Origin of the sequence: Janibacter limosus NBRC 16128 (assembly GCF_001570985.1) — a bacterium.
Lineage (GTDB): Bacteria > Actinomycetota > Actinomycetes > Actinomycetales > Dermatophilaceae > Janibacter > Janibacter limosus.
Genome location: NZ_BCSS01000008.1, coordinates 53927 through 70905, shown reverse-complemented (window position 1 = coordinate 70905; position 16979 = coordinate 53927). Strand labels below are relative to the sequence as shown.

The window sequence follows — 16979 nt, the reverse complement described above, 5'->3', positions numbered from 1 at the left end:
GAACGATGTGGGCGATCAGCCCTTGGCGGCGGCCTTGAGGGCGCTACCGGCAGAGAGCTTGGCGGCGTAGCCACCGGGGATCGTCATCTCGGCACCGGTCTGCGGGTTGCGGCCCTTGCGCTCGGCACGCTCGACGCGCTCGAGGCTGAAGAAACCGGGGACGGTGACCTTTTCGCCCTTCGCGACGTTCTCGGACAGGACCGCCTGGAGGGCGGTGATGACCTCGGAAGCCGCAGACGCGGACACGCCGGCCTTCTCGGCGACGGCGCTGGCGAGCTCAGACTTGTTCATGTGGGATCTCCATCTGTGAAGTTCGTAGGTCGAACAAGGCCAATCAACCACGAACACCGGGCTGTCGTCGACTTGAACACCGGCGTGTTTCCCTTGATTTTCCGGCGATCTTGAGGAATACACCCTCAGATCGACCACATCCGTCACGTTGGCACCACCCATCAGAGCCGCGACATGACGAAGGGGGGTTCCACCGCGATCGCGGTGGAACCCCCCTTCGAGACGCTTGCTGCACAAGCTCCTCAGGACAGCGCCCTTCGCTCGTGAGCGAGTCGGCTCAGACGTCCAGGTCGAGGTCGTCGAGGCGGATGGCCTCGCCGGACCCCGGACCGAAGACCGGGTACGCGTACTCGTCGTAGTTGGGCAGCGAGTACATCGCGGCCTTGGCTTCCTCGGTGGGCTCGACATCCACGTTGTTGTAGCGGGGCAGGCCCGTACCAGCGGGGATGAGCTTTCCGAGGATGACGTTTTCCTTCAGACCCAGCAGCGGGTCCGAGCGACCCTCCATCGCGGCCTCGGTGAGGACGCGAGTCGTCTCCTGGAAGGAGGCGGCGGAGAGCCAGGAGTCCGTGGCCAGCGAGGCCTTGGTGATCCCCATCAGCTCCGGACGACCCGAGGCCGGGCGACCGCCCTCGGACACGACGCGACGGTTCTCGATCTCGAAGCGGGCGCGCTCAGCGAGCATGCCCGGCAGGAGACCGGTGTCGCCGGCCTCGAGGATCGTGATCCGGCGCAACATCTGCCGGACGATGATCTCGATGTGCTTGTCGTGGATCGACACACCCTGCTGGCGGTAGACCTTCTGCACCTCGTCCACGAGGTGCTTCTGGGCGTGACGCGGGCCGAGGATGCGCAGGACCTGCTTGGGGTCGATGGCGCCCTGGACCAGCTGGGTACCGACGGTGACGCGCTCGCCGTCCTCGATGAGCAGGCGCGAACGCTTGCTCACGGGGTAGGCGTGCTCCTCGCCGTCGCGGTCAGCGACGAGCAGGAGGCGGCGACCCTTGTCGGTCTCCTCGATCGTGACGCGGCCATCGGCCTCGGCGATCGGAGCGACACCCTTGGGGGTACGCGCCTCGAAGAGCTCGACGACACGCGGCAGCCCCTGCGTGATGTCGTCACCGGCCACACCACCGGTGTGGAAGGTACGCATGGTCAGCTGGGTACCGGGCTCACCGATCGACTGGGCCGCGACGATGCCGACGGCCTCGCCGATGTCGACGAGCTGACCGGTGGCCAGGCTGCGCCCGTAGCACTTGGCGCAGGTGCCGACCTTGGACTCACAGGTGAGCACCGAGCGGATCTTCACCTCGTCGACACCGGCCTGGTACAGCCGGTCGATGACGACGTCACCGAGGTCGGAGCCGGCCTCGGCCAGGACCACGCCCTCGTGCTCGACCGCGGCCGCGACGCACCGGGCGTAGACGGTGAACTCGACCTCGTCGTGGAGACGACGGGTCCCCGTCAGCTCGTCGTGCTGCGCGATCGGCATGGTCAGGCCACGCTCGGTCCCGCAGTCCTCCTCGCGGACGATGACGTCCTGGGAAACGTCGACGAGACGACGGGTCAGGTAGCCCGAGTCAGCGGTACGCAGAGCGGTGTCGGCCAGACCCTTGCGCGCACCGTGCGTCGAGATGAAGAACTCGACGACGGAGAGACCCTCACGGAAGTTCGTACGGATCGGGCGGGGGATGATCTCGCCCTTCGGGTTGGCCATGAGGCCACGCATACCGGCGATCTGACGCAGCTGGAACCAGTTACCACGAGCACCCGAGCTGACCATCCGGTAGATGGGGTTGTCCTTCGGGAAGTTCTCCTGCATCTCTGCAGAGACCTCGTTGGTGGCCTGGGTCCAGATCTCGATCTGCTCCTGACGACGCTCGTCGTCAGTGATCAGACCGCGCTCGTACTGCTTCTGGACCTTGGTCGCCTTCTCCTCGTAGATCGCGAGGATCTCCGGCTTGCGGGGAGGCGTGACGACATCGGACAGCGCGACCGTGGTGCCGGAGCGGGAGGCCCAGTGGAAGCCGGCCTCCTTGAGCGCATCCAGGGACGCCGCGACCTGCACCTTGGTGTACCGCTCGGCGAGGTCGTTGACGATCGTCGACAGACGCTTGCGGTCGACCGACTCGTTGACGAAGGGGTAGTCCTCCGGCAGCGTCTCGTTGAAGAGCGCGCGACCGAGGGTGGTGTCCGCCGTCCAGGCGGCGACCCGGCCCTGCTCGTCGGTCTCGGCACCCTCGGGCAGCTGGCCACCCGTGGGGACGACATCGTGCAGGCGGACCTTGATCGGCGTACCGATCTTGATCGCGCCGGCGTCGTAGGCCATGCGGGCCTCGTCGGACGACGAGAAGGCACGTGGGTGCTCGGTCTCCAGAGCCACCTCGGAGGTGAGGTGGAAGAGCCCGATGATCATGTCCTGGGTCGGCATGGTGACGGGGCGACCGTCGGCCGGCTTCAGGATGTTGTTGCTCGAGAGCATCAGGATCCGGGCCTCGGCCTGGGCCTCCGCGCTCAGCGGGAGGTGCACGGCCATCTGGTCACCGTCGAAGTCCGCGTTGAAGGCGGTGCACACGAGCGGGTGGATCTGGATGGCCTTGCCCTCGATGAGCTGCGGCTCGAAGGCCTGGATGCCCAGTCGGTGCAGCGTGGGCGCACGGTTGAGCAGGACCGGGTGCTCGGTGATGACCTCTTCGAGGACATCCCAGACCACGGAACGGTGCCGCTCGACCATGCGCTTGGCCGACTTGATGTTCTGGGCGTGGTCGAGGTCGACGAGCCGCTTCATGACGAAGGGCTTGAAGAGCTCGAGCGCCATGGCCTTGGGCAGACCACACTGGTGCAGCTTCAGCTGCGGGCCGACGACGATGACCGAACGGCCGGAGTAGTCGACGCGCTTGCCGAGGAGGTTCTGACGGAACCGACCCTGCTTGCCCTTGAGCATGTCGGACAGGGACTTCAGCGGACGGTTGCCCGGTCCGGTGACCGCACGACCACGACGACCGTTGTCGAAGAGGTTGTCGACGGCCTCCTGCAGCATCCGCTTCTCGTTGTTGACGATGATCTCGGGGGCGCCGAGGTCGAGCAGTCGCTTGAGACGGTTGTTGCGGTTGATGACCCGGCGGTACAGGTCGTTCAGGTCGGAGGTGGCGAAACGGCCACCGTCGAGTTGAACCATCGGGCGCAGGTCCGGCGGGATGACCGGGACAGCGTCCAGGACCATGCCCGCGGGCTTGTTGTCCGTGGTGAGGAAGGCAGTGACGACCTTGAGGCGCTTGAGCGCACGGGTCTTCTTCTGACCCTTGCCGGTCGCGATGATCTCGCGCAGCTTCTCGGACTCGGCCTGCAGGTCGAAGGTCTCCAGACGCTTCTGGATCGCCGCGGCACCCATGCCACCCTCGAAGTACAGACCGAAGCGGTCACGCATCTCGCGGTAGAGGACCTCGTCGCCCTCGAGGTCCTGGACCTTGAGGTTCTTGAAGCGGTCCCAGACCTGCGACAGCCGCTCGACCTGCTGGTCGGCACGCTTGCGGATCTGGTTCATCTCGCGCTCGGCAGAGTCACGCACCTTGCGCTTGGCGTCGGACTTGGCGCCCTCGGCCTCCAGCTCGGCGATGTCCTTCTCGAGCTTCTGCGCCCGGGTCTCGACATCCGCGTCGCGGCGGTTCTCGAGCTCCTTCTTCTCGGCATCGATCTGGGCCTCGAGCGAGGGCAGGTCGGTGTGACGCTGGTCCACGTCGACGCTCGTGATCATGTAGGCCGCGAAGTAGATGACCTTCTCGAGGTCCTTCGGTGCCAGGTCGAGCAGGTACCCCAGGCGTGACGGGACGCCCTTGAAGTACCAGATGTGGGTGACGGGAGCGGCGAGCTCGATGTGGCCCATGCGCTCACGGCGCACACCGGCGCGAGTGACCTCGACGCCGCAGCGCTCGCAGATGATGCCCTTGAAGCGGACCCGCTTGTACTTGCCGCAGGAGCACTCCCAGTCCCGGGTCGGGCCGAAGATCCGCTCGCAGAAGAGGCCCTCCTTCTCGGGCTTCAGAGTGCGGTAGTTGATGGTTTCGGGCTTCTTTACCTCGCCGTGGCTCCAATTGCGGATGTCTTCCGCGGAGGCCAGGCCGATGCGCAACTCGTCGAAGAAGTTGACGTCCAGCACGATGTGCTTCCTTCTCTCGTTCTCGAGGATGACTCGATAAGTTCTGTTGCCCTTGCGGTGGCGGTGTGCCAGCCACGCGGGCTATGGGGAGGAGCGGACCGGGGTCCCGCGGATGGAGTGCGTCCGCGGGACCCCCGGACCGTTAGACCTCCTCGACGCTGCTCGGCTCCCGCCGGGACAGGTCGATGCCGAGCTCTTCTGCCGCGCGGAAGACATCGTCCTCGCTGTCGCGCATCTCGATGGTGCCGCCCTCGGAGTTGAGGACCTCCACGTTGAGGCAGAGGGACTGCATCTCCTTGATGAGCACCTTGAAGGACTCCGGGATCCCGGGCTCCGGGATGTTGTCACCCTTGACGATGGCCTCGTAGACCTTGACGCGACCGGTCACGTCGTCGGACTTGATCGTCAGCAGCTCCTGGAGCGCGTAGGAGGCGCCGTAGGCCTCGAGGGCCCACACCTCCATCTCGCCGAAGCGCTGACCACCGAACTGGGCCTTACCACCGAGCGGCTGCTGGGTGATCATCGAGTACGGACCCGTGCTGCGCGCGTGGATCTTGTCGTCCACGAGGTGGTGCAGCTTCAGGATGTACATGTAGCCGACGGACACCGGGGCCGGGTACGGGTCACCGGTGCGGCCGTCGAACAGGTTGGCCTTGCCGGAACGGTCGATCAGGCGGACGCCGTCACGAGTGGGGGTCGTCGAGTCCAGCAGACCGGCGATCTCGTGCTCGTCGGCACCGTCGAAGACGGGGCTGGCGACACGGGTGTCGGCCGGAGCCTCACGCGCATCCTGCGGGATCATCGACGCCCAGTCCGGGTTGCCGTCGATCTTCCAGCCTCGGCTGGCGGCCCACCCCAGGTGCAGCTCCATGATCTGACCGATGTTCATACGGCCGGGGACACCGAGCGGGTTGAGCACGACGTCGACCGGCGTGCCGTCCTCGAGGAAGGGCATGTCCTCGACCGGGAGGATCTTGGAGATGACGCCCTTGTTGCCGTGGCGGCCAGCGAGCTTGTCACCGTCGGTGATCTTGCGCTTGTTGGCCACGTAGACGCGGACGAGCTGGTTGACGCCCGGGGGCAGCTCATCGCCCTCGTCCTTGTCGAAGACCTTGACGCCGATGACCGTGCCGGTCTCGCCGTGGGGGACCTTCATGGACGTGTCGCGGACCTCGCGCGCCTTTTCGCCGAAGATGGCGCGCAGCAGGCGCTCCTCCGGGGTCAGCTCGGTCTCACCCTTGGGCGTGACCTTGCCGACGAGCAGGTCGCCGTCGCGGACCTCGGCACCGATGCGGATGATGCCCCGCTCGTCGAGGTCGGCGAGGACCTCCTCGGAGACGTTGGGGATGTCCCGCGTGATCTCCTCCGGGCCGAGCTTGGTGTCGCGGGCGTCGACCTCGTGCTCCTCGATGTGGATCGAGGAGAGGACGTCGTCCTGCACCAGACGCTGGCTGAGGATGATCGCGTCCTCGTAGTTGTAGCCCTCCCAGGGCATGAACGCGACGAGCAGGTTGCGACCCAGCGCCATCTCGCCACCGTCGGTGGCGGGACCATCGGCAATGAGCTGACCGACCTCGACACGGTCTCCCTCGGAGACCATGACGCGCTGGTTGTAGCTGTTGCCCTGGTTGGACCGGGAGAACTTCATCATCTTGTAGGTCTTGCTGCCGCCCTCGTCCTGGGTGACGGTGACCAGCTCAGCAGAGACCTCGGTGACGACGCCGGCCTTTTCGGCGCGAACCACGTCACCGGAATCGAGCGCGGCGCGGTGCTCCATGCCGGTGCCCACGTAGGGCGCCTCGGCCTGGACCAGCGGGACGGCCTGACGCTGCATGTTGGCGCCCATGAGCGCACGGTTTGCGTCGTCGTGCTCGAGGAAGGGGATCATCGCGGTCGCGGCGGAGACCATCTGGCGCGGCGACACGTCCATGAAGTCGACGTCCTCAGCGGGGATCTGGTCGACCTCGCCACCCTTGGTGCGGGCGAGGACGCGCTCCTCGGCGAAGTTGCCGTCGTCGAGCAGGACGGCGTTGGCCTGGGCGACCACGACCTTGTCCTCCTCGTCCGCGGAGATGTAGACGATGTCGTCAGTGACGCGACCGTCGACCACCTTGCGGTACGGGGTCTCGATGAAGCCGAAGGGGTTGATCCGCCCGTAGGACGCCAGCGAACCGATCAGACCGATGTTGGGACCCTCAGGGGTCTCGATCGGACACATGCGGCCGTAGTGCGACGGGTGGACGTCACGGACCTCCATCTGCGCGCGGTCACGGGAGATACCACCCGGGCCCAGCGCGTTGAGGCGACGCTTGTGCGTCAGCCCCGACAGGGGGTTGTTCTGGTCCATGAACTGCGACAGCTGGCTGGTGCCGAAGAACTCCTTGATGGAGGCGACGACCGGCCGGATGTTGATCAGGGTCTGCGGCGTGATGGCCTCGACGTCCTGGGTCGTCATCCGCTCGCGGACGACGCGCTCCATGCGCGAGAGGCCGGTGCGGACCTGGTTCTGGATGAGCTCGCCGACACTGCGCACCCGGCGGTTGCCGAAGTGGTCGATGTCGTCGGTCTCGACCGGCACCTCGAAGGGCTCGCCGTCACGCACACCCGGCAGGGTGGCCTGGTCGGCGTGCAGCGCCACGAGGTACTTGAGGGTGGCGACGATGTCCTCGAGCGTGAGCACGGAGGAGCTGAGCTCGGCCTCGAGGCCCAGCTTGCGGTTGATCTTGTACCGACCGACCTTGGCCAGGTCGTACCGCTTGGGGTTGAAGTAGAGGTTGTCGAGCAGGTTCTGCGCGGCCTCACGGGTCGGCGGCTCGCCGGGGCGCAGCTTGCGGTAGATGTCCAGCAGCGCAGCGTCCTGGTCCTCGACCGTGTCCTTCTCGAGGGTGGCGCGCATGGAGTCGAACTCGCCGAACTCCTCGAGGATCTCGGCGGTCGTCATGCCCAGCGCCTTGAGCAGCACGGTGACCGACTGCTTGCGCTTGCGGTCGACGCGCACGCCGACGAGGTCACGCTTGTCGACCTCGAACTCGAGCCATGCACCACGGCTGGGGATGATCTTGGTCGAGTAGATGTCCTTGTCGGACGTCTTGTCCGCGGAGCGCTCGAAGTACACGCCCGGGCTGCGGACGAGCTGCGAGACGACGACGCGCTCGGTGCCGTTGATGATGAAGGTGCCGCGCTCGGTCATGAGCGGGAAGTCACCCATGAAGACCGTCTGGCTCTTGATCTCGCCGGTCTCGGCGTTCATGAACTCGGCCGTGACGAACAAGGGTGCGGAGTAGGTCTGGTCCCGCTCCTTGCACTCGTCGACGGAGTACTTGGGCTCTTCGAAGCGGCTCTCCCTGAAGGAGAGGCTCATCGAGCCGGAGAAGTCCTCGATCGGGGAGATCTCCTCGAAGATCTCCTCCAGTCCAGGACGCTCGGGGACGTCACGTCGACCGGCATCCAGAGCAGCGGCAACGCGCTCCTGCCACTTCTCGTTTCCGAGGAGCCAGTCAAAGCTCTCGGTCTGCAAGGCCAGGAGGTCGGGGACCTCCAGAGGCTCGCGGATCTTCGCGAAGGACAGACGGCCAGAAGCCGTCCGTGCGGTGGACATCGGGGAAGCGGTGCGCGAGGCAGCCAAGGATGGATCCTTCCACGGGCCTTGAGGGTCGGGCGGCGCTGCGGGGCTCCCGGTCGCACTCCGTCAGGCACTCAACACACCTCGGCACTGAGGGGATTCGAGCGGTCAGACGGAGTCACGGCAGGACTAAGGCAGCGCAAAGCGACAGCATAGTGGCAGAGACACACGCGTGTCCAACCCGGTCGGGCCAGCGGCGCGACGGTGGTCAACAGCGCTGCGTCCACGGAGGTGGCGGCGCCGGATCATTCGACGCCATGAGGATGGATCACGAGAGGAGCGACGTCAAGGTGCTGACTCGGCGGGTCGCAACACGGTCCCGCATCTGTGCGCCCCCTTCGCCCGCCTCTAGGGTGGGCCCATGGAGATCCGTGCCGCCCGTCGCCGCCGTCGCCGTCGCGGTGCCCGTCGCGTGGTGCGTCGGGCCGCAGCAGGCGTCCTGGCCACCCAGCTGGCCACTGTCGCAGGGCTGCTCATCTTCGACAGCGCGAGGCGCAAGGACCGTCCGGACCGGGAGTTCCCGCACCGCCACGGCGACCCCGTCACGGTCGACGGCGGTGAGGTGCGCATCTACACCTTCGGCGAGCACCTCTTCGAGGACATGATCGCCGACATCGAGTCGGCGCAGAATCGCATCTTCTTCGAGACCTACATCTGGAAGGACGATGCCGTCGGACGACGCTTCCGGCAGGCTCTGATCGATGCCCACGAGCGCGGCGTGGAGGTGTACATCGTCTTCGACACCTTCGCCAACCTCGTCGTCCCCAAGGACTTCTACGCGGGTCTCCCGACGGGCATCCACGTCAAGCGCCATCCGCTCATCACCGGTGGGACGAAGTTCCTCTTCCCGAGCCACTGGGGTCGCAACCACCGCAAGCTGCTCGTCACCGACCGCACGGCCGCCTACCTGGGCGGGTACAACATCGGCCAGGACTACGCCAACCGCTGGCGAGACACCCACGCGCGCTACAGCGGCGACATGGTCGTCGAGCTGGAAAACACCTTTGTCGACTACTGGAACCACTACGGGGGCAGCCCAGCACTCCCCCAGCCACCCCGGCGCACGTGGAGCCACAACATGCGAGTGCACCGCAACCTGCCGGCCGACATGGTCTACCCGATCCGCAACATGTACCTCGAGGCGATCGACCGCGCGGACACCCGGGTCTGGCTGACCACCGCCTACCTCATCCCCGACGATGCCTTCGTCCGCGGCCTCGTGCAGGCCGCCGAGCGTGGGGTCGACGTGCGCCTGATCGTCCCCCACTTCAGCAACCACATCATCGCCGACTGGCTCAGCCGCACCCTCTACGAGCGCCTGCTCAAGGGCGGCGTGCGCCTCCTGCGCTTCGAGAACGCGATGGTCCACGCCAAGACCGCCACCATCGACGGCGTCTGGTCGACGATCGGCACGGCCAACATCGACCGGCTGAGCCTCGCGGGCAACTACGAGGTCAACATGGAGATCCTCGATCCCGACGTGGCACGGCGGATGGAGGAGATCTTCAACCTCGACTCCGGCAACTGCACCGAGCTGACCCTCGACGAGTGGACGCGTCGGCCACTGGTTGCGCGAGTGTCCGAGGGCGTCCTCTCCCCCTGGCGGCCGCTGCTGTAGTCGTCTCGAGACGATCGCTGCGCGACCTCCTCGACGAGCGATGGCAGACAGACCAAGGGCGGGTCGCACCGTGAGGTGCGACCCGCCCTTCGGCAGATCAGTGCCCGTCAGAGACGGGCGAAGATCACTTGAGCTCGACGGAGGCGCCGGCGCCCTCGAGGGCCTCCTTGGCCTTCGTGGCAGCGTCCTTGTCGACCTTCTCGAGGACGGGCTTGGGGGCGCCGTCAACGAGGTCCTTGGCCTCCTTGAGACCGAGGCTCGTGAGCGCGCGGACCTCCTTGATGACCTGGATCTTCTTGTCGCCAGCGGCGGTCAGGATGACGTCGAACTCGTCCTGCTCCTCCTCGGCGGCGGCCTCGCCACCAGCGGCGGCGGGGGCACCCGCGACGGCGACCGGGGCCGCGGCGGTGACCTCGAAGGTCTCCTCGAACTGCTTCACGAACTCGGAGAGCTCGATGAGGGTCATTTCCTTGAAGGCCTCAAGGAGCTCGTCGGTGCTGAGCTTCGCCATGATGGGCGTCCTTTCTGCGAACGTTTGTGCCGTGAGTGGCGTGTGTGTACTGCGGTCCGAGGCGGGTTGCCTCAGGCCTCGTCGCCACCCTCGGGGGTGGACTCGGTCGACTCGGTCTCCGCAGCAGCGGGGGCCTCGTCGGGGGCGTCGGTCGCAACCGGGCCCTGCTCCTCGACCTTCGCGCGCAGTGCGTCGATGACCCGAGCGGTCTGCGACAACGGCGCGTTGAAGAGGTATGCGGCCTGGGTGAGCTGAGCCTTCATGGCCCCAGCAAGCTTGCCCAGGAGAACCTCGCGCGACTCAAGCTTCGCGAGCTTCTCGATGTCCTCCGGCGTGAGCGGGTTCCCGTCCAGGATCCCGCCCTTGATCACCAGGAGGGGGTGGTCCTTGGCGAAGTCACGCAGACCCTTCGCAGCCTCGACGGGGTCGCCCTCGACGAAGGCGATCGCGTTGGGGCCGACGAGCTGGCCCTCGAAGGCGGACTCGACGCCCGCCTCCTTGGCAGCGCGCTCGGTCAGCGTGTTCTTCACCACGGAGTAGGTGGCGTTGCCACGGAGCTTGCTTCGCAGCTCTCCGAGCTGCGCCACGGTCAGACCGCGGTACTCCGTGATGACGGCCGCGGTCGACGTGCGGAACTTGTCCGCCATGTCGGCAATAGCGGCGTCCTTCTCGGCGTTCGCCATGCGGGCCTCCCTTCTCGTGTGGTGCCACCGGGGCCCGAGACGAAAAAAGGAGCCCCGCGCAGGCACGGAACTCCAAGAGGCACTCCACGAGGGAGGCATCGGTGTCAGTGTCCTGCGCTGGTCGCCCGCTTCGCGGAACCTTCAGTCACCTCTGCGAGCAGCGATGACAACCGGCGGTCAATGGTCGTTGGTCAGCGTACGGCAGCAGTGCCGTGCCCACCAAATCGTGGATGACGAAGGGGGCTGCCTCCCTGTGCGGGAAGCAGCCCCCTGCGTTCAGGCGATCGTCAGATCACGCGCCGGAGGGAACCTCGTCGACGGCCACCGGAGCGGTCTCCTCGAGCAGGTTCTTCACCCGCGAGCTGTCGAGCTGGATACCCGGGCCCATGGTCGTGCTCAGCACGGCCTTGGTGATGTAGCGCCCCTTGGAGGCGGAGGGCTTGAGGCGGAGGATCTCCTCGAGCGCGCTCTGGTAGTTCTCGACCAGCTTGGTCTCGTCGAAGCTCGCCTTGCCGATGATGAAGTGCAGGTTGGCGTGCTTGTCGTTGCGGAACTCGATCTTGCCGCCCTTGATGTCCGTGACGGCCTTGGCCGTGTCCATCGTGACGGTGCCGGTCTTGGGGTTGGGCATGAGACCACGCGGGCCGAGGACCTTGCCGAGACGACCGACCTTGCCCATGAGGTCCGGGGTGGCGACGACGGCGTCGAAGTCCATCCAGCCGCCCTGGATCTTCTCGAGCATGTCGTCCGAGCCCACGTAGTCGGCACCGGCCTCACGGGCAGCGTCGGCCTTGTCGCCGTTGGCGAAGACAAGGACACGGGCGGTCTTGCCCGTGCCGTGCGGCAGGTTGACCGTGCCGCGGACCATCTGGTCGGCCTTGCGGGGGTCGATGCCGAGACGGAAGACGACCTCGACGGTCTCGTCGTAGGACTTCTTGGCGCTGTCCTTGGCGAGGCGGATCGCCTCGAGGGGGGCGTAGGCCAGGTCCTGGTCGATCTTCTCTGCCGCGGCGCGGTAGCTCTTGCTGCGCTTCATGTGCTGCTCCTTGGTGGTGGTGGAGATGTGGTGCGGGCCAGCGCTGGCCCTCCCACGGGTGGTGCGTCGGGTATCAGATACCCGGGGTCTCGATACCCATCTGACGGGCGGTGCCGGCGATGATCTTCATCGCGGCATCGATGTCGTGGGCGTTGAGGTCAGGCATCTTGGTCTCGGCGATCTCGCGGACCTGGTCCTTGGTCAGCGAGGCGACCTTGACCTTGTGCGGCTCGCCCGAGGCCTTCTTGACTCCGGCGGCCTTCTTGATGAGCTCAGCGGCCGGCGGGGTCTTGGTGATGAAGGTGAACGAGCGGTCTTCGTAGACCGTGATCTCGACCGGCACGACGTTGCCGCGCATGTCCGCCGTGGCGTCGTTGTACGCCTTGACGAACTCCATGATGTTGACGCCGTGCTGACCGAGGGCCGGGCCGACGGGCGGGGCCGGGGTGGCGGCACCTGCCTGGATCTGGAGCTTGATGTAGCCGGAGATCTTCTTGCTCTTGGGGGGCATGCGGTGTTCCTACTTCCTTGTTGGTGGGCCGACGCCGTGGGCGATGACCCGGTTGCATGAGGTGCCGCCGATCGGCGGCACCGGACCATCAGATCTTGGCGACCTGGTGGAAGCCGAGCTCGACCGGGGTCTCCCGGCCGAAGATGGAGACGAGGACCTTGAGCTTCTGGCTCTCCGGGATGATCTCGGAGATCGAGGCGGGCATCGTCTCGAAGGGGCCCTCCATGACCGTGACGGACTCGCCGATCTCGAAGTCGACGTCCATCGTGGCGGCGGACGAGCCGCCACCCTGGGCGGGGGCGCCGGAGGCAGTGGTGGCGGCCGGCTTGTCGAGGTCGGCCGGCTTGATCATCGTGAAGACCTCGTCGAGGCTCAGCGGCACCGGGTCGTGGGCGTTGCCGACGAAGCCGGTGACACCCGGCGTGTGGCGCACCGCGCCCCAGGACTCGTCCGTGAGGTCCATGCGCACGAGGACATATCCGGGCATGCGCGGCTGCTTGCGCACCTTCTTCTGACCGGCCTTGATCTCGGTGACCTCGTCGATCGTGACGGCCACCTCGAAGATGTAGTCCTCCATGTCGAGGTTGGCGACACGGGTCTCGAGGTTGTGCTTCACACGGTTTTCGTACCCCGCGTAGGTGTGGATGACGTACCAGTCGCCGAACTTGGAGGCGAGGTCGTCCTTGAAGGCCTGGACCGGGTCCTCGGCCTCCTCTGGCACGACATCGCCGTCCTCGTCGGTGCCGGCGTCGACATCGGCATCCGCTGCGAGGACCTCTTCGTCGGCGGCCTGCTCAGCAGCAGCCTCCTCGAGGGCCTCGTCGGCGGCGCGCGCGTCGTCGACCTCCTGGGCGGAAGGGAGGTCGGCCGGCGGCTGTGCCGCGCGCTCGGCCTGCTCGGCGGCGACGACGCTCGAGGTGCCCTCATTTTCCTGGGGCTCGGGGGTCTGGGCCTGCTCGGACATGACCTGGTTCCTCACTTCGACTACTACGACGGCGCAGGTGCGCGCCCGGACTGCGGTTGTGGTGGCGGCGTCAGCCGCCGAACACCCAGAGCACGACGCGGGTGAACACGGCGTCCAAGCCAGACACGATGAGCATCATCACGGCCACGAAGACGATGACGACGAGCGTGTAGTTGATCAGCTCGGACCGCGTCGGCCGGACGACCTTGCGGAGCTCGTCCAGCACCTGGGCCAGGAAGAGACCGATCGACCCGAAGAAACGAGAGATCGGATTGCCGCCCTTGGGGCCGCGCCGCGCGTTGGTCGGCTGCGCTCCGAGCTGGCTCACGTCATCTCTTCTCATCCGGGATCACCTAGCTGCGCAACGGATGTCGTGCAACGCAGGGCAGGAGGGACTCGAACCCCCAACCGCCGGTTTTGGAGACCGGTGCTCTACCAATTGAGCCACTGCCCTTCGGGAAGCCCTGGTTGGGGCGACTTCCCGAGTCAACTTCGTCCTTCATCTCTGCATGCGGGCATGACGGAGAGTCTGGTCGAAGTCAACCGAGGAACAACTCTACGTCACGGAGGGCACACACCGCGAACCAGGCGAAGGTGGAAGACTGACCCCGTGACTTCGACGAACGCCGCTCGCCCTCTGTCCGACCTCAGCACGCAGGAGCTCGCTGCTCTTGCGACGTCCCAGCGCGAGGCCCACGCGGCCCAGGCCGCCAAGGGCATCACGCTCGATGTCACGCGTGGCAAGCCCAGCGCCGCCCAGCTCGACCTGGCTGACGAGATGCTCTCACTGCCCTCCGCGACCACGGACCGCGCCGGCACCGATGTCCGCAACTACGGCGGACTCTCCGGGTTGGCCGAGCTGCGCGAGATCTTCGCCGAGCTGCTCTGGGTCGAGCCCGACCAGATCGTCGCGGGCGGCAACTCCTCGCTGACGATGATGCGCGATGTCCTCGTCGACCTGCTGCTCTTCGGCGCGATCGACTCCCCCCGCCCGTGGGCGAAGGAGGACAAGGTCACCTTCATCTGCCCGGTCCCCGGGTACGACCGTCACTTCGGGCTCCTGGAGGACCTCGGGATCCAGATGATCACCGTCCCCATGACCGATGAGGGCCCTGACGCCGAGGAGATCGCCCACCTCGCCGCGTCCGACCCGTCGATCAAGGGCATGTGGGTCGTCCCGACCTACGCCAACCCGACCGGCTCCGTCGTCACCCAGGAGGTCGCCAGCCGTCTGGCCGCGATGGAGACTGCGGCTCCCGACTTCAAGATCTTCTGGGACAACGCCTACGCGGTCCACCACCTCACCGAGGACGAGACCAAGAGCGCGGACATCATCAGCCTCGCCTCCGGCGCCGGCCACCCGCACCGCGCGATCATGTTCGCCTCGACCTCCAAGATCACCTGGGCGGGCGCCGGCGTCGCCTTCCTGGCCTCCTCCGTCGAGCAGGTCGCCTGGTACCTGGAGCACCTCGGCAAGGGCTCGATCGGCCCGGACAAGGTCAACCAGCTGCGTCACGTGGAGTTCTTCGGCGACGCCGAGGGCGTGCGTGCCCACATGCGCCGCCACGCGGAGATCATCGCCCCCAAGTTCGCCGAGGTGGACCGGGTGCTCACCGAGCGCCTGGGCGGTCTCGGCGTCGCGACGTGGAACCGCCCGACAGGCGGCTACTTCGTCAACCTCGATGTCCTGCCCGGCACCGCCTCGCGCGTCGTCGCCCTGGCCAAGGAGGCCGGCCTGTCCCTCACCCCGGCCGGCGCCTCCTTCCCGCACGGCGATGACCCGCAGGACACCAACATCCGACTGGCCCCGACCATGCCGCCGATGTCCGAGCTCACCGAGGCCATGGAGACGGTCGCCACGTGCGTCCTGATCGCCGCGGCCGAGCAGCTGGGCGCAAACCCCACCAAGGAGTGACCATGACCGAGCGCGAAGACCTCGACACCGACCTGACCAGCTACAGCCTCGACGACGAGGACCAGCTGCAACCCGGAGACAGCCTCATGGGCGACGGGCGCGGGGACGAGGACGCGCTCGACGCGGGGTACTCCCCACCGGACTCCGCCAGGGGGTCCTACGCGCATGGCGTCACCGCTGCCGAGCAGCAGGTCAACGAGACCATCGACGAGCGCCTCAAGCAGGAGGAGCCGGACACCTCCTGGGAGGAGGAGCAGGGCCGCCGCGGTGCCGACCAGGTCGGCGGGGACGACCCTGACGCGATCTCCGCAGAAGACGACTGGCTCGGTGACAGCGAGGTCGGCGATGCTCGAGCCGGCCGGCTCGTGAGCCCCGACGAGGGCAGCCACGAGGACCGCGACGACCAGGCCTGGGGCCGCGATGTCGGCGTCGACGGAGGCGCGGCGTCCGCCGAGGAGGCCGCCGTGCACATCATCGGCAGCGAGCGGGACGATGAGGCAGGAGACTCCGCCTGAGCACCACCGGCCGGGACCTGCGGGACCTCCCCAAGGCCCACCTCCACCTGCACTTCACGGGGTCCATGCGGGTGGAGACCGTACGAGACATGGCCGCCGGCCACGGGATGCGGCTGCCCGACTCCCTTCGCTCCGGGTATCCCCCGCAGCTGTCCGCTGCGGACGAGCGGGGGTGGTTTCGCTTCCAACGCCTCTACGACGCCGCACGGCACTGCGTGCGCGGAGAGGCCGACATGCGCCGGATCGTGCGCGAGGCCGCGCTGGACGACGGCGCCGAGGGGTCGCGCTGGCTGGAGATCCAGGTCGACCCGACGTCGTACGCCCCCTTCGTCGGTGGGATCACGCCCGCCATGGAGATCGTCCTCGACGAGGCGCGCTCGGTGAACTCGACCGCCGACGAGACGGGCTCGGCGCGGGTCGGCGTCCTGATGGCGGCCAGCCGCATCCGCCACCCCCTGGAGGCACGCACCCTCGCCCGGCTCGCGGCGCAGTACGCGGTCCCCGACGGCGTGGTGGGCTTCGGGCTGTCCAACGACGAGCGAAGGGGGGACACCCCGGACTTCGCACCCGCCTTCCGCATCGCGGAGCGGGCCGGACTGGCCCTCGTGCCCCACGCCGGAGAGCTCCTCGGCCCCGAGTCCGTGGCCGAGACCCTCGCGACGCTCCGTCCCGACCGCCTCGGGCACGGGGTGCGCAGCACCGAGGACCCACGCGTGCTCGCTGCCATCGTCGAGGCCGGCGTGGCCCTCGAGGTGTGTCCGGGCTCCAATGTCTCGCTCGGCGTCTACCACGAGGCACCGGAGGTTCCCCTGCGAGCCCTCGTCTCGGCCGGCGCGACGATCGCGCTCGGCGCCGACGACCCCCTGCTCTTCGACTCACGCCTGCTCGACCAGTACGAGACCGCGCGCACCGTCCACGGCCTGGACGACCAGGAGATCGCCGAGCTGGCCCGCGGCTCCTTCCGGGCGAGCCGGGCACCGCGCGAGGTCATCGACGCGGCGATGACTGACATCGACACGTGGTTGGCCGCCCCCGCCTGACCGGACCATCCGGCATGTGAGGGGCAAGACCGCAGGATGTGTGGCGTTCGCACTGCAGGTCGACGATCCTTCTGCCATCATCGGGCCAACGCGCGCGGAACACCCGCTCTCGCGTCA

General features: G+C 67.3%; 13 protein-coding genes and 1 tRNA gene. 4 read left to right on the top strand and 10 right to left on the bottom strand.

The genetic code is table 11. From position 1 onward, the window contains the following. Positions 1-15: 15 nt before the first annotated feature. The 3 genes from JLI01S_RS04550 to rpoB all read right to left on the bottom strand — a co-directional run bounded on the left by JLI01S_RS04550 (position 16) and on the right by rpoB (position 8072). The gene (locus JLI01S_RS04550; protein ID WP_055996642.1) at positions 16-291 is read right to left on the bottom strand and encodes an HU family DNA-binding protein; all 276 of its coding nucleotides are present in this window, start codon (positions 289-291) and stop codon (positions 16-18) included. Between the two features lie 277 nt (positions 292-568). Further along, entirely contained in the window at positions 569-4447 is a 3879-nt protein-coding gene (locus JLI01S_RS04545; RefSeq protein WP_068260644.1) for a DNA-directed RNA polymerase subunit beta', read from the bottom strand. A 142-nt stretch (positions 4448-4589) separates the two neighbouring features. Next, on the bottom strand, positions 4590-8072 hold the full coding sequence (rpoB, locus tag JLI01S_RS04540; protein WP_068260642.1) for a DNA-directed RNA polymerase subunit beta: 3483 nt from the start codon (positions 8070-8072) through the stop codon (positions 4590-4592). A 358-nt stretch (positions 8073-8430) separates the two neighbouring features. Here rpoB and JLI01S_RS04535 point away from each other — a divergent pair, with 358 nt between their 5' ends. Then, positions 8431-9687 carry a phospholipase D-like domain-containing protein gene (locus JLI01S_RS04535; RefSeq protein WP_068260640.1) on the top strand — a complete coding sequence of 419 codons (1257 nt, stop codon included), beginning with the start codon at positions 8431-8433 and terminating at the stop codon, positions 9685-9687. Positions 9688-9811: 124 nt separating this feature from the next. Here JLI01S_RS04535 and rplL read toward each other — a convergent pair whose 3' ends face one another. The 7 genes from rplL to JLI01S_RS04500 form a co-directional block, all read right to left on the bottom strand. Then, on the bottom strand, positions 9812-10198 hold the full coding sequence (rplL, locus tag JLI01S_RS04530; protein WP_068260638.1) for a 50S ribosomal protein L7/L12: 387 nt from the start codon (positions 10196-10198) through the stop codon (positions 9812-9814). A gap of 71 nt (positions 10199-10269) precedes the next feature. Next, positions 10270-10881 carry a 50S ribosomal protein L10 gene (gene rplJ, locus JLI01S_RS04525; protein ID WP_068260635.1) on the bottom strand — a complete coding sequence of 204 codons (612 nt, stop codon included), beginning with the start codon at positions 10879-10881 and terminating at the stop codon, positions 10270-10272. Positions 10882-11173: 292 nt separating this feature from the next. Next, on the bottom strand, positions 11174-11917 hold the full coding sequence (rplA, locus tag JLI01S_RS04520) for a 50S ribosomal protein L1 (protein ID WP_068260633.1): 744 nt from the start codon (positions 11915-11917) through the stop codon (positions 11174-11176). Positions 11918-11990: 73 nt separating this feature from the next. After that, the gene (gene rplK / locus JLI01S_RS04515; protein WP_068260630.1) at positions 11991-12428 is read right to left on the bottom strand and encodes a 50S ribosomal protein L11; all 438 of its coding nucleotides are present in this window, start codon (positions 12426-12428) and stop codon (positions 11991-11993) included. 88 nt (positions 12429-12516) lie between these two features. Beyond that, positions 12517-13392, bottom strand: a complete 876-nt coding sequence (gene nusG, locus JLI01S_RS04510; protein WP_068260627.1) for a transcription termination/antitermination protein NusG — start codon at positions 13390-13392, stop codon at positions 12517-12519. A 70-nt stretch (positions 13393-13462) separates the two neighbouring features. Then, positions 13463-13720 carry a preprotein translocase subunit SecE gene (gene secE / locus JLI01S_RS04505; protein WP_084349199.1) on the bottom strand — a complete coding sequence of 86 codons (258 nt, stop codon included), beginning with the start codon at positions 13718-13720 and terminating at the stop codon, positions 13463-13465. 53 nt (positions 13721-13773) lie between these two features. Beyond that, positions 13774-13846: transfer RNA gene (locus JLI01S_RS04500), tRNA-Trp, on the bottom strand. 156 nt (positions 13847-14002) lie between these two features. On the opposite strand from JLI01S_RS04500, the gene JLI01S_RS04495 reads away from it, so the two are divergent. Genes JLI01S_RS04495 through JLI01S_RS04485 form a run of 3 tightly spaced genes read left to right on the top strand, consistent with a single transcriptional unit; the run spans position 14003 to position 16862 of the window. Then, on the top strand, positions 14003-15307 hold the full coding sequence (locus JLI01S_RS04495; RefSeq protein WP_068260625.1) for an aspartate aminotransferase type Ic: 1305 nt from the start codon (positions 14003-14005) through the stop codon (positions 15305-15307). A gap of 2 nt (positions 15308-15309) precedes the next feature. Then, positions 15310-15822 carry a DUF5709 domain-containing protein gene (locus JLI01S_RS04490; RefSeq protein WP_157074826.1) on the top strand — a complete coding sequence of 171 codons (513 nt, stop codon included), beginning with the start codon at positions 15310-15312 and terminating at the stop codon, positions 15820-15822. Then, positions 15819-16862 (top strand): adenosine deaminase, encoded by a 1044-nt coding sequence (locus JLI01S_RS04485; protein ID WP_084349197.1) that lies wholly within the window; start codon positions 15819-15821, stop codon positions 16860-16862. Before JLI01S_RS04490 ends, JLI01S_RS04485 begins: the two co-directional genes overlap by 4 nt. The last annotated feature ends 117 nt before the right edge of the window (positions 16863-16979 follow it).